The following is a 13,580-nucleotide window of genomic DNA, read 5'->3' as shown; positions in this document are numbered from 1 at the left end:
GGATTTTTTATGAAAAAACTACAAAAAATGACCCACAAAATCACTTTTAAGTTTTAACTTATTCCTTTAAACGAAAACAACAATGGACAATAACAATGCAACTCAATCACTATCTCAATTTCCAAGGTCAAGCAGAACAAGCCTTTAACTTTTATAAATCAGTATTTGGTGGTGAATTCGGTATGTTAAGCCGTTATGGTGATATGCCAGCGCCTGAAGGTGTGACGTTATCGGAAGCCGACAAAAATCTGGTTCTACATGTTTCACTGCCAATTAATGAATACACTGTGCTTATGGCCTCAGATACAAATGATCAGTTCTGTGCTCCTAACAGCGTTTTTACCCAAGGAAATAATCACTATATCTCGATCAATCTTGAAAAAGATGAGCAAGAAAAAGCAAAACAACTTTTTGATGCTTTATCTGTTAATGGTCAAATTGAAATGCCTTTAGAAAAAACGTTCTGGGGCGCATTGTACGGTGCTTTTACCGATCAGTTCGGTATAAAGTGGATGGTTAACTGCCAGCTTGATACCTAATATGTTCAATATTTAGCCCTTATAGAGATACTTAATATTTCTATAAGGGCTTTAAACATCGATATTGGAATATTGCGCAATAATCATTAAACCTACAGTAATAAAACCAATTCCCACCCATCCTGCCACATCAATATTCTGACCAAGAAAAATCTTTGCTAAAAAAGCTGTTGCTAATACACCTATCCCAGACCAAAGCACATATAAGATTCCAGCTTGCATATATTTCAAAGCAATAGCAGCGCATGCAAAAGAAATAATATACAAAACCAGAGCAATGCCCTGAGCTGTTTTATTGACTAAGCCATTCCCCTTAGCAGAATAAAATGTTGAGAGTACATCTGTCGCAATAGCAAAAAGTAGCCACCAAGCACCAGGATTTATTTTTGAAATTAAACCTAACATTGTTGTTCTTCAGTCGAGTCAGTTAAAAATTATTCATAAAAAAAGCTGAACCTGAGTTCAGCCTTTATATTTAAAAACTATTTAAGCACCAGTTTGATAACTTGCTTGCGGTACGGCTGTTGAAGCTTGGTATGGGTTGGTAAAGTCTTGCAAACCAGCTGCCGCTTCTTGCACATCTTTACCTTCTTTAATCACAAAACTATCAAAACCTGAACGTTTTAAATAGTTTAAGACATCCTTAAACACATCACCAGTTGCACGCAACTCACCTTGAAAACCTTGACGACGTAGTAGTGCAGCGAATGAATAACCACGACCATCACCAAAACCCGCAAACTCAATGAAGATTGCATCAAGTTCATTTAATGGAAATGTGTGCTCTTCAGGTGAATCATTTACAGTCACATACAAAGCTTTTTTGCCTTGAACGTTAGCTAATTGATCGAGTTGAGCTGTTGTTACAACAACATCACCTTGGGGAATAACACCATCTTCAGCAATGATTTGATAAGTATTATCTGTAATCGTGCCATCTTTATAAAGCACTGGTAGAGCTGTATTAAGCATATGCACGCTCCTTAAATGGTTGAATTCCTACACGGCGATATGTATCAACAAAACGCTCACCTTCAGTACGTAGATCAAGATAAGTATTCAATACTTCTTCAATGACATCTGGCACTGCATCTGCTGCAAATGATGGGCCTAAGATGTCACCAATTGATGCATCATGGTCTGAATTACCACCTAATGTAATTTGATAGAACTCAGCGCCTTTCTTATCTACACCTAAAATACCGATGTTACCTACGTGGTGGTGACCACAAGCATTCATACAACCAGAAATATTTAGATCTAAATGACCAAGATCATAAATTTTGTCTAAGTCATCAAAACGACGTGTAATCGCTTCAGCAATTGGAATTGATTTCGCATTTGCAAGTGAACAGAAATCACCGCCTGGGCAACTAATGATATCGGTAATAAAGCCGATATGTGCACGCGCCATATTTTGTTGTTCAAGCGCTTGCCATACATCAAACAAATCTTTTTGAGGCACATCTGCCAAAGCAATGTTTTGTTCGTGAGTCGTGCGAAGTTCGCCAAACGTATATTTATCAGCAAGATCTGCAATAAAGTTCATTTCTTCAGTGGTCATATCACCCGGTGCAATACCTGCGCGTTTTAGAGAAATCGTAACAATACGATAGCCCTTCACTTTATGCGCATGCGTGTTGATATTGAACCACTGTTTGAATTTTGGATGCTCTGCAAACAATGCTGTGAAATCTTCATCTTCCAAATCTTGATAGTCAAATGGTGTGAACTCTTCATCTAACTTTTTCAAGATTTCTGGCTGAATCTTCAATGCTTCACGTGTATGTTCAAATTCAGCTTCAACTTTTTGTGCAAACACTTCAGGAGTTAATGCCTTAACTAGAATTTTGATACGCGCTTTATATTTGTTATCACGACGACCATGCAAGTTATAAACACGTAAAACCGCTTCTAAATAAGCAATTAAATCTTCACGTGGTAAAAACTCACGAATCACACTACCGATGATTGGGGTACGGCCTAAACCACCACCAGCCATAATTTTATAGCCGATCTCGCCTGCTTCATTACGCACGATATAAACACCAATATCGTGGAATGCAGTTGCCGCACGATCTTTTTCTTCAAGTGCAGAAACAGCAATTTTGAACTTACGTGGCAAGAATGCAAATTCTGGGTGGAATGTACTCCACTGACGAATCAACTCACATGTTGGACGTGGGTCTGCAATTTCACCAGCAACCACACCTGCATATTGGTCAGTTGTCGTGTTACGAATACAGTTACCACTGGTTTGAATGGCATGCATTTGTACAGTTGCAAGTTCAGCCAAAATATCTGGCACATCTTCAAGCGCAGGCCAGTTCAACTGGATGTTCTGACGTGTAGATACATGTGCATAACCACGGTCATAAGCAGTTGAAACTTCAGCAACTTTACGTAATTGTTTAGAATTCATTAAGCCATACGGCACAGCTATACGCAGCATAGGCGCATAACGTTGCACATATAAACCATTTTGCAAACGTAATGGACGATATTCGTCTTCAGAAAGTTTGCCAGCTAAATAGCGTTCTGTTTGATCACGGAACTGAGCAACTCGTTCATTAACCAGCTGCTGGTCGAAATCGGTATATAAATACATGGCGTATGGCTAGTAGATTCATTATTAAGGCGGATAGCATAGCGAGCTTTTATTCATCAATAAAATGCTTTTTTTGCATATTTAATAACGGTTTTATTGATAAGCTTTAATATAAATCGACATAAAAAAAGCCCGGATAAATCCAGGCCCTTTCTATAAAAGCTTTTTATTTGTTATCTGGTAAGGCATAAGCCACTAAATAGTCGCCCATTTTCGTACCAAATGAACCATGACCACCAGCCATGATCACAACATATTGCTTACCATTGATTTCATAAGTCATTGGTGTTGCTTGCCCACCTGCTGGTAAACGCGCTTCCCAAAGTTTCTTACCGTTAGTAACGTTAAACGCACGTAAGTAGTTATCTTGAGTTGCACCAACAAACATGACATTACCGGCAGTAGAAATTGAACCACCTAAACCAGGCACACCAATTTTCACAGCTGGTAACTGGAACAAGTTCGGCAAGCTGTCACGAATTGTACCAATACGTTTTTTCCATACCACTTCATGAGTTTTCAAATCAACGCCAGCTACATAGCCCCAAGCCGGTTGTTTACAAGGTAAACCAAGCGGAGATAAGAATGCGCTAATTTCAACACCATACGGTACGCCGTACATCGGTTGTACGCCCTGCTCAGTTCCCGCACCTTTTGCAGTTTGTGCACGGTTTGGATCAGCAGGAATTAAACGACTGACGAATGGCAGACCAATCGGGTTCATTACAGCAACCTGACGATCAGGGTTAACTGACATACCACCCCATTCAAATACACCTAAGTTACCAGGGAAAACTAAAGTACCGTTTTCAGATGGTGGAGTATAAATACCATCGTAATTTAGACGTTTGAAAGATACACGACACATAAGCTGATCAAGCATAGTGGCGCCCCACATGTCTTTATCAGTCAATTTATCTTGTGGTGCCAAGTTCAAGTCAGAGAATGGCTGAGTTTTTGAATAGAACTCACCTTTAGTTTGTGGTCCACGTTTAACTGTTTGTGGAACTGGTTTCTCAGTTACAGGAACAATCGGTTGACCATTACGGCGATCAAGCACAAAGGCATTACCTGTTTTCGTCAATACATAGATTGCAGGAACAGTTTGGCCAGCTTTGTTTTTGATATCAGCTAAAGATGGTTGTGATGGTACATCCATATCCCATAAATCGTGATGGGTTGTCTGGAAGTTCCACACTAATTTACCAGTAGAAGCATTAATCGCTAACATTGAGTTTGCATAACGCTCTTTCAGCTCGGTACGGTCACCACCCCAGATGTCTGGTGTACCTACACCTGTTGGTACATAAACGATGTCAAGTTTGGCATCGTATGCTAAAGGTGCCCACGCATTTGGTGAGTTGTGAACAAAAGTAGTACCTTCGCCCGGCATTGCATTTGGATCCGCTGCGCCAGTGTCAAATACCCAAAGAAGTTTACCAGTGTTAACGTCGTATCCACGAATCACACCAGATGGCTCTTTATTTGAGTAGTTATCTGTTACAGAACCAGCAATAACAACAGTTGAACCAGTCACAATACCAGGAGATGTTGGGTTATAACCGCCTGGATAAGCATATGGCATGAACTCTTGTAAGTTCACTTGACCATTTTGACCAAAGTCAGTACATGCTTTACCAGTGTCAGCATTTACAGCCACTAAACGGCCATCGTTGACTGGTACAAATACCTTACGTGGACATTGTGTAGAGCTAGATTTCTTGCTTTGAAGACTCGTTGCAAACTCAGTTGTATTGTTTGCATCGTAGTACATCACACCACGACAAGTTAAATGCTGGAACGATTTATCCGTTTTAAGTTTCGGATCAAAACGCCATTTTTCTTTACCTGTAGCAGGATCAATCGCAATTAACTGCTGGTGAGCTGTACAGATAAACATGTTATTACCGATTTTAATCGGTGTAACCTGATTGGTCGTTTCGCCAGAGTCGTTATCTGTCTTAAGATCGCCAGTACGTAAAGTCCAAGCAACTTTCAAGTCTTTTACGTTTTGGTCATTGATCTGTTTCAATGGAGAATAACGCACACCTGCTTGAGTACGACCATAAGCTGGCCAATCACTTTCAGCAACACCAGGCACGGCTTGAGCTGTTTCTGGTTGAGGTGTTTTGATTTCACCATTAATTTCTTGCGGATCATTGAAGATAGAATAAACCATCAACACGATTGCAATTGCTAAAGTTGAAGATAAGGCAATCTTACTTGATCCAAGGTTGTTGATTCCACGAGTTACAGCCGGAACCAATAACCATAAACCAAGAATACCTAAAATATCTAAACGTGGTGCAAGCGCCCAAAAGTCTGTGCCAACTTCCCAGACACTCCAGATAATAGTTCCTAGCATTAATGCAGCATAAACCCACAAAGCAGTAGAAGCACGCTTGTAGAGTTGCCATGCAACAATGAGGAGTAATACTCCAGCTATAATGTAGTAAATTGAACCGCCTAGTGTAGCGAGCCAAATACCTCCAATTAACAGGAATAACGCCAGTAACCCAATAATAATTACGGTAAAAGTCGTTAAACCTGATCTTGAAGTAGGTTGATTCATAAACCACCTCTTATCAATCATCATTTTTATAGGAAAGATGTGCCAAGAACCTTATAGAAAAATGGCATCACCAATACATCTAAAACAAATTCAGGCATCAAGAAAAAACGGAAGGTCAGGATAATTCAATCAATGATTTAGCCCTCGACAATCCGTTTTTCGGAGTAATTACGCTTAGAATTCAGTTGAGAATTTAATACCGCCAACCCAAGTGTTATCACCATTTTTTAATGCACCAACATGACGAACATATTGCACATTTGGACGAATAGTTAACCAGTTAGTGGCATGAATACCGTAGTAAAGCTCGGTATTGTATTCAGTGTCATATTCTTTAGTTTGAACATCGTTCCAATCATCATTGATATGGATACGAGCCACACCGAGTGCCAACTCATCTTGAGGACGTTGATTGAGCAAACCTTTATAGACCAAGCCTACATTTTGCATGTTATCAATTTTGTTGGTATCAGAATCGTGGAAAGTCAGGTTCACAAAACCTGTCAAACCGCGATCTGTTTGATCAGCAGGCTGGAATAATTTTTGTTTTGCAGTTACCCACACCCCTTGTTTATGAGATGTTTGGGCCTTATTCGTAATTTCTTCAGCGTCAGCAGTGCTGTAGTAATAACCTAAACGGTATTCACCAGCCATACTTTGAACACCTAATTTAGGTGACCAAACTACTTCGGCAGGAATAATTGCACCGTGAGAACCATCAGTACTTAAGTTAAAACCTTTGCCTCGATCCAGATTTTCTGGGTTGTATTCATATACACCAATTTGGGTATATAAGTCAGGTTGCAAGTTATATTTAACACGCATTGCCCATTGGCTTACTGGCCAGTTATACCACTGATCACCCACCCAGTTACCGACTTGCGAACCACAAAGGGCCAAGTTCTGGAAATCGCAATCAAAACTGTTAAAGTCTTCACCTTCACCAAAACGACCAACTTTCACATCTAACTTCTGGTCAAGGAATTTCTTCTTGATCCACAAATCTGTTAAACGCCAAGTTTGTTCACGCCCCCACACTTCTTGCACCGAGCTTAAGTGCCCTGCTAAAGCTGGTGAATGTTCAGAAAGCGACTGCCCATCACGATATGTTAATGTGATTTGAGCTTCAGTATCTTGCCAACCTAAAATTTTATTTAGGTCAAAATGAGTTCCTAGTGCAAGTTGCCCCGTATAAGCACTACCATGCGTAGACGTATTTTTTGAATCTAAAATACCGGCATATTCGCCGGTATATCCAAAAGAAAAATCATAACCTTGTGCTTGTAACGCGGTGCGTTGACCGTTCCAATCACCCAACATCCAAGGACTATTTGGGTCGAATGCAGCAGCAGCTTGTGCATGCTGTATAAAAAGAGTAATTGATAAAACGGATAAACAGGAAGCCATCAAGGATTTATGTGTTTTCATGTTTACATACCTTTTATGTCTTTGTTTATAAAGGGTACGCTAATTTTATGTAAAGAAATTATTCAAAATGTTAATCGATTGATTAATCTAATAATAATCTTAATACACATTGTATGAAAAATGGCCCCAGCTCTTTACCACTGCCCTTCACCAAGTTTTTGACCTATAAAGGAATATCTCATTTTCGATCTTGAAAACTTAATTGGACAAGCCAATTGTGGTTCTGTATCCGCTGTATTATTTTGCAAAGGTACATCCACAATCCATCCACGTTCTTGTGCTAAAGGCGAGTTTAAGGACTCTGTTAGGCTTAAAACAGGTTCTACACACACATCAAGATTTGCAAAAATTTCATGCCATTCTTTAAATGATTTCGTTTTAATTTTCTCTTGAATGGCTTGTTTAACTTCTTGTCGGTCTTCGACATCTAAAGAAGCACCTTTTTGTAATAATAAAGGCAAATCAAGCGCCACTGATAAACCAGACATGAATTGTGGCTCAAGACTACCTATTGAAAGATAACGTCCATCTTGAGTCATATAATAGTCATAAAAAATACCGCCATTGAGCATGCCATGCTCTGGTGCCTGTTCAACCTGTGCAGCAAGTGTCGCTGATGCGGCCATACTGTTTAGGCTAGCAACACAATCGGTCATGGAAATATCAATATATTGTCCCATTCCACTACGTCCACGTTCAACGACCGCAGCCAAGATCGCAATGACCGCATGAAGTGAACCACCTGCAATGTCTGCAACTTGAATACCAAGTGGTGGTGGACCACTGTCTTGTCGGCCGCTATATCCAGCAATACCTGCTAAAGCTAAATAGTTAATGTCATGCCCAGCTCTGTCTTTATAGCTCCCCGTTTGTCCATAACCTGTAATTGAACAATAAATGAGACGTGGGTTAATTTCGGCAAGTGTCGCGTAGTCTAAACCGAGACGGCGCATAACATCAGGTCGGAACTGCTCTATAACAATATCAAACTCAGAAATTTTGGCTTTAATCAGATCAATACTCGCCTTATCCTTTAAATCGAGAACAATCGACTGTTTATTTCGGTTTAAATAACTATGTGCTGTTGCTTGACCATTTGCATATGGCGGCATGATTCGGATTAAATCAGGACGTGATGGAGATTCGATATGGATGACTTCTGCTCCCATATCGGCCAAATACATTGTGGCAAAAGGTCCAGGTAAGAGCGTCGAGAAATCGAGAACTTTAAGTCCATTTAATGCTGTCATCATCGTATTTTTAACCACTATTATTCGAATTTTCTTTTATATTAGTTAAGCAAATATACTAAAACAATGTCATGTTCAGCCATTTACCTTGATCATTTCGGCAATTTAACATGTAAAAAGTGCTTTTACTCTGTTGTAAATCGCCAATTTATTTTTTTAGACGGTCATTTAGGTCAATTTAAAGTGAACATCAAAGAGACTGAAGGATTCAATATGAGTCGCGATACGATTAGCATCCACTTCGTGAATGCGGCTTTGACAGGCGTAAAACGCCTTGGCATGGATGTTGAAATGCTCCTTTCACATGTGGGTATTGAAGCGGAATTATTACGTCAACCTAAAGCTCGAATCTCACCAGAACAATACACTCGTTTTATAAAAATGTTGTGGATGGTCACACAGGATGAACACGTTGGATTTGACGTACAACCGCGTCGTCTGGGCACTTTTGCCATTATGTGTCAGTTGATTATTCACGCAAAAACATTGGGCCAAGCCCTTGAACTGTCATCTCAATTCTACAAATTATTTGGCGATGAATGGTCTGTAACTCTAGAGCGTGACAAACATGAAGCACGTCTAGTTCCCCTCATTCCAAAAACTTTAGATCCAGACCATTTCATTACTGAAAGCATGCTCATGATTTGGCACGGTCTAGCATCATGGTTGATTGAACGTCGTTTGCCATTAGAACGTGTTCATTTTAGCTATCCACGTCCTGCACATGCCGATGAATATGATGCATTATTTTTTGCACCAGTTATGCAGTTTGATGCACCACGTACTGAAATTACCTTTGCAGCTGATTATCTTGATTTGCCAATCCGCCAAGATGAGAAAACGCTAGAAGAATTCTTAAAAGCAGCTCCTGCTCAGCTTTTAGTAAAATTCAAAAACACCAACTCGCTAACTTCTCGTATTCGTGAAGTGCTCAAAAGCCAAATTGGTGAAGAAATGCCAACGCTTAATGACGTGGCATCAATGTTGTATTTATCTCCGCAAACCTTACGCCGCCGCTTGGCTGCCGAAGGTAAAAGCTACCAAGGCGTAAAAGATGCCCTACGCCGAGATGCTGCGATTCACTTGTTACTCAACCCTGAGTTAACACTTGAAGATGTTGCCCAACAAGTTGGCTTTAGTGAAACCAGTACTTTCCACCGTGCATTTAAAAAGTGGACGGGTGTAACCCCTGGCCTATATCGCCAGCTACATGGTTATCACTAATTCTTAAATCTATTTAGCTTCACATTTAGCCCAAGTTCAACTTGGGCTTTTTTGTATTTCTATTGGCAAAAATCATCACCTGACTGGTGCGCTTATCGTCATTGCGTTGCCTTTTAAAACCAGTACACTCAAAACACAACAAAGTTTAAGTAATAAAAAAGGAACTGTTATGAGCGAGGCTTATATTATTGATGCCATTCGCACCCCACGCGGAAAAGGAAAAAAAGATGGCTCTCTTTACGAAGTAAAACCAATTACCTTACTCACCACATTATTAAATGAATTACAGCAGCGCCATCAACTCGATACCTCTAAAGTTGACGATATTGTTTTGGGCTGCGTAACACCAATTGGCGATCAAGGTGGTGATATTGCCAAAACAGCAGCGATTGCAGCAGGTTGGAATGATGATGTTGCTGGGGTGCAAATCAATCGCTTTTGTGCATCAGGCTTAGAAGCAGTCAATATGGCAGCAATGAAAGTCCGCTCTGGTTGGGAAGATTTAGTGGTTGCTGGTGGCGTTGAATCAATGTCACGCATTCCAATGGGTTCTGATGGCGGACCGTGGGCGTTAGACCCTGAAACAAACCTTAAATCATCATTTGTTCCGCAAGGTATTGGGGCCGACCTCATCGCAACCTTAGATGGCTATAGCCGTGAAGATGTTGATAATTTCGCTGTGAAATCACAACAAAAAGCTGCGGCAGCTCAATCAAATGGTTATTTCGACCAATCAGTTGTGCCGGTAAAAGATCACTCAGGTGTGGTGATTTTAGAGAAAGATGAATTTATTAAAGGCAATACCACACTCGAAGGTCTAACGAAGCTCAACCCAAGCTTTGAAATGATGGGGCAAATGGGCTTTGATGCAGTTGCTTTACAAAAATATCCAGAAGCACAAAAAATCAATCATGTTCACCATGCAGGTAATTCATCAGGCATTGTCGATGGAGCAGCTGTAGTTTTATTAGCTTCTGAAAAAGCTGTCAAAGAACAAAATTTAAAACCACGCGCTAAAGTTTTGGCGACTGCATTGGTTGGTACCGACCCAACCATCATGCTGACTGGCCCTGCGCCTGCTGCACGTAAAGCTTTAGAAAAAGCTGGGCTTACGATTGATGATATTGACCTATTTGAAGTTAATGAGGCATTTGCGGCAGTTGTTATGCGTTTTATTAATGAACTCAACGTCCCAGCTGAGAAAGTCAACGTAAATGGCGGTGCGATTGCTTTAGGCCATCCACTAGGAGCAACAGGTGCCATGATTTTAGGCACTTTACTTGATGAGCTTGAACGACAAAATAAAAAGCGCGGTTTAGCGACGCTCTGTGTTGGCGGTGGGATGGGTATTGCCACCATTATTGAACGCGTATAAAAATTAGGGATATAGAAGATGAGTGCAATTCAATACGAAAAGAATGCCGACAATATTGTCATTTTAACGCTTGATTCAACTGGTCAATCTGCGAACACCATGAATGCCGAGTTTCGTGACTCGCTCGATGAAGCGACTCAGAAACTTAAAGCAGAAACAGAACTTTCAGGGGTTATTTTCCGCTCGGCTAAAAAAACGTTCTTTGCAGGCGGTGATCTAGATGAACTAATTCAAGTTCAGCCTGAACACGCAACTGACTTTTTCAACATGGTTGAAAAGCTAAAAGGCCATTTACGTACAATTGAAACGCTTGGTATTCCAGTCGTTGCAGCATTAAATGGCACAGCACTTGGCGGTGGTTGGGAAATCGCATTAAGTTGCCATCACCGTATTGCAATCAATGACCCGAAAAGCAAATTTGGCTTACCAGAAGTTACTTTAGGTTTGTTACCAGGCGGCGGTGGTATTGTACGTATGGTACGTTTGCTTGGGCTTCAAAATGCATTTCCTTTCTTAATGGAAGGCAAACAGTTCGGTGTTGATAAAGCAAAATCTTTAGGTTTAATTCATGACACTGCCGAAAATGAGCAAGAACTTTTAGATAAAGCAATTGCTTGGATCAAGGCCAATCCAAAATCTCAGCAGCCTTTTGATGTAAAGGGCTACAAAATCCCGGGTGGCGATCCAAAAACTCCAGCAGTTGCACAAGTTCTTGCAATTGCGCCAGCCATGTTAAGAGACAAAACTAAAGGTTGTTACCCTGCCCCTGAAGCAATTATGGCTGCCGCAGTTGAAGGTGCTCAAGTTGATGTCGATACTGCACTGCGTATTGAGTCTCGCTACTTTACTCAGCTTACAACAGGTCAAATTTCTAAAAATATGATCGGTACTTTCTGGCATGGTCTAAATGCAATTAAGTCTGGTGCGAGCCGTCCTGCCGATGTTGCAAAATGGCAAGCCACTAAAGTGGGGGTGTTGGGCGCGGGCATGATGGGTGCAGGCATTGCTTATTCAACAGCCATTAAAGGCATTCCAGTTGTACTTAAAGATGTATCTGTTGAAAATGCAGAGAAAGGCAAAGCATATTCACAAAAGCTCTTAGATAAACGTGTTTCACAAGGCCGCATGACCGCAGAAAAACGTGATCAGGTTTTATCGCTCATCACAGCTACAGCTTCTGCCGAAGACTTACAAGGCTGTGATTTAATTATTGAAGCAGTATTTGAAAACCAAGAGCTCAAAGCGAAAGTTACTCAAGAAGCCGAGCAATATTTAGCGCCTAACGGTGTGATGGCATCAAACACCTCAACCCTGCCAATTACAGGTTTAGCGCAAGCAAGTAAGGATGATAAAGCTTTTATCGGTCTGCATTTCTTTAGCCCTGTCGACAAAATGCAGTTGGTTGAGATTATTAAAGGTAAAAACACCTCCGCAGAGACACTTGCCAAAGCTTACGACTTTGTACAACAAATTGGAAAAACACCAATTGTTGTCAATGATAGCCGTGGTTTCTTCACGAGTCGTGTGTTTGGTACTTTCATTCAAGAAGGTATGCGCTTGCTTGCCGAAGGTGTCCACCCAGCGCGTATTGAAATGGCAGCACTGAAAGCGGGTATGCCAGTTGGCCCCCTCGCTATTCAAGATGAAGTATCTTTAACATTAACCGAACATGTTGCCAGTGAAGCACGCAAAGCTCTTCAGGCCGAAGGAAAAGATTTACCTAAAACTTCTGTAGATGAAGTGGTTCACACCATGATTCATGAGTTAAACCGTAAAGGTAAAGCTGCTGGAGCTGGTTTTTATGAATACCCTGAAAATGGTAAAAAGCATATATGGGAAGGCTTAAACCGCTGGAAAAAAGATCATGATATTTCTGAACAAGATATGATTGATCGCATTCTGTTTGTACAGGCGTTAGATACCTTACGTTGTTATGAAGAAGGCGTATTAGAGTCAGTGATTGATGCCAACGTCGGTTCTATTTTTGGAATTGGTTATGCCCCTTGGACTGGAGGAGCAATTCAATTCCTAAATCAATACGGCACTGATAAAGCACAAAAACGAGCTGAAGAATTAGCTGCCAAATATGGTGAACGTTTTACACCGCCCGCATTACTAAAGACCAAAGCAGAGCAGAAACAAAATATTCAATAACTTAGACTTATTGAATATTTAAAAACTGCATAAACCTTGCCCATATAAATATATTTTATTTATATGGGTTTTTCTTTATGACCTTTAAGATTCCTGCCACCGACCTAAATATGCTATAAATAGACTTCATTTTTGTGCTTCTACAGCACATTCGAGAAATTCTTATGTCCGATAAAAATTCTTCAGAGTCAGCAATTTTAGGCTGGAAATTTGTTCTGATTGTTGGTGTTTTAAGTGCAACTTTCCTTGGCTTTTTCTATTTAGCAATGAGTAATGAACCTGACTATATGCCAGGTGCACAGCGCAAAGCACAACAAGAGCAAATGCAGCAAAAGGCTGAGCACTCTACAGAGCAACACGCTCAACATAGTGACAACATGCCTGAAATGGATATGCAAGAACATAAGCAATCAACTCAGTAATCAGATAT

At 40.5% G+C, this 13,580-nt stretch carries 11 protein-coding genes; 5 read left to right on the top strand and 6 right to left on the bottom strand.

The window, feature by feature from the left end:
- The first annotated feature begins 95 nt into the window (after positions 1-95).
- Entirely contained in the window at positions 96-539 is a 444-nt protein-coding gene (locus tag AAC388_RS03080) for a VOC family protein (protein WP_005072758.1), read from the top strand.
- 51 nt (positions 540-590) lie between these two features.
- Here the strand turns inward: AAC388_RS03080 and AAC388_RS03075 are convergent, their stop codons facing one another.
- From AAC388_RS03075 to AAC388_RS03050, 6 genes are all read right to left on the bottom strand, one after another.
- Complete coding sequence (locus AAC388_RS03075) at positions 591-944, bottom strand: SMR family transporter (protein ID WP_002116446.1); 354 nt, start codon at positions 942-944, stop codon at positions 591-593.
- A gap of 81 nt (positions 945-1,025) precedes the next feature.
- A complete protein-coding gene (locus AAC388_RS03070) occupies positions 1,026-1,511 on the bottom strand; it encodes a DUF934 domain-containing protein (protein WP_017385604.1) in 486 nt (161 codons plus the stop codon).
- The gene (locus tag AAC388_RS03065) at positions 1,504-3,147 is read right to left on the bottom strand and encodes a nitrite/sulfite reductase (RefSeq protein ID WP_342371174.1); all 1,644 of its coding nucleotides are present in this window, start codon (positions 3,145-3,147) and stop codon (positions 1,504-1,506) included. Before AAC388_RS03065 ends, AAC388_RS03070 begins: the two co-directional genes overlap by 8 nt.
- Before the next feature lie 166 nt (positions 3,148-3,313).
- Entirely contained in the window at positions 3,314-5,719 is a 2,406-nt protein-coding gene (locus AAC388_RS03060; RefSeq protein WP_017385605.1) for a glucose/quinate/shikimate family membrane-bound PQQ-dependent dehydrogenase, read from the bottom strand.
- A 174-nt stretch (positions 5,720-5,893) separates the two neighbouring features.
- Positions 5,894-7,126: a carbohydrate porin gene (locus AAC388_RS03055; RefSeq protein WP_342371555.1), complete on the bottom strand. Its 1,233-nt coding sequence runs from the start codon at positions 7,124-7,126 to the stop codon at positions 5,894-5,896.
- Between the two features lie 155 nt (positions 7,127-7,281).
- Positions 7,282-8,400, bottom strand: a complete 1,119-nt coding sequence (locus AAC388_RS03050; RefSeq protein ID WP_174723257.1) for a CoA transferase — start codon at positions 8,398-8,400, stop codon at positions 7,282-7,284.
- Between the two features lie 210 nt (positions 8,401-8,610).
- Here AAC388_RS03050 and AAC388_RS03045 point away from each other — a divergent pair, with 210 nt between their 5' ends.
- The 4 genes from AAC388_RS03045 (at position 8,611) to AAC388_RS03030 (ending at position 13,572) form a co-directional block, all read left to right on the top strand.
- Positions 8,611-9,621 carry an AraC family transcriptional regulator gene (locus AAC388_RS03045; protein WP_002116561.1) on the top strand — a complete coding sequence of 337 codons (1,011 nt, stop codon included), beginning with the start codon at positions 8,611-8,613 and terminating at the stop codon, positions 9,619-9,621.
- Positions 9,622-9,790: 169 nt separating this feature from the next.
- Positions 9,791-10,996 (top strand): acetyl-CoA C-acetyltransferase, encoded by a 1,206-nt coding sequence (locus AAC388_RS03040; protein ID WP_342371173.1) that lies wholly within the window; start codon positions 9,791-9,793, stop codon positions 10,994-10,996.
- Between the two features lie 18 nt (positions 10,997-11,014).
- Positions 11,015-13,150, top strand: coding sequence for a 3-hydroxyacyl-CoA dehydrogenase NAD-binding domain-containing protein (locus AAC388_RS03035; RefSeq protein WP_284091433.1), 2,136 nt, complete (start codon positions 11,015-11,017; stop codon positions 13,148-13,150).
- 164 nt (positions 13,151-13,314) lie between these two features.
- Positions 13,315-13,572, top strand: a complete 258-nt coding sequence (locus tag AAC388_RS03030) for a hypothetical protein (protein WP_342371172.1) — start codon at positions 13,315-13,317, stop codon at positions 13,570-13,572.
- Positions 13,573-13,580: the final 8 nt, after the last annotated feature.

The organism is Acinetobacter sp. D009 (genome assembly GCF_038562025.1).
Taxonomy (GTDB): domain Bacteria; phylum Pseudomonadota; class Gammaproteobacteria; order Pseudomonadales; family Moraxellaceae; genus Acinetobacter; species Acinetobacter pittii.
Note: the sequence above shows the minus strand (reverse complement) of the source record. Positions and strands in the feature narration are given on the sequence as shown.

Coding starts and splice junctions, on each gene's coding strand:
- AAC388_RS03080 (WP_005072758.1), top strand. CDS start 96: ATGCAACTCAATCACTATCTCAATTTCCAAGGTCAAGCAGAACAAGCC.
- AAC388_RS03075 (WP_002116446.1), bottom strand. CDS start 944: ATGTTAGGTTTAATTTCAAAAATAAATCCTGGTGCTTGGTGGCTACTT.
- AAC388_RS03070 (WP_017385604.1), bottom strand. CDS start 1,511: ATGCTTAATACAGCTCTACCAGTGCTTTATAAAGATGGCACGATTACA.
- AAC388_RS03065 (WP_342371174.1), bottom strand. CDS start 3,147: ATGTATTTATATACCGATTTCGACCAGCAGCTGGTTAATGAACGAGTT.
- AAC388_RS03060 (WP_017385605.1), bottom strand. CDS start 5,719: ATGAATCAACCTACTTCAAGATCAGGTTTAACGACTTTTACCGTAATT.
- AAC388_RS03055 (WP_342371555.1), bottom strand. CDS start 7,126: ATGGCTTCCTGTTTATCCGTTTTATCAATTACTCTTTTTATACAGCAT.
- AAC388_RS03050 (WP_174723257.1), bottom strand. CDS start 8,400: ATGATGACAGCATTAAATGGACTTAAAGTTCTCGATTTCTCGACGCTC.
- AAC388_RS03045 (WP_002116561.1), top strand. CDS start 8,611: ATGAGTCGCGATACGATTAGCATCCACTTCGTGAATGCGGCTTTGACA.
- AAC388_RS03040 (WP_342371173.1), top strand. CDS start 9,791: ATGAGCGAGGCTTATATTATTGATGCCATTCGCACCCCACGCGGAAAA.
- AAC388_RS03035 (WP_284091433.1), top strand. CDS start 11,015: ATGAGTGCAATTCAATACGAAAAGAATGCCGACAATATTGTCATTTTA.
- AAC388_RS03030 (WP_342371172.1), top strand. CDS start 13,315: ATGTCCGATAAAAATTCTTCAGAGTCAGCAATTTTAGGCTGGAAATTT.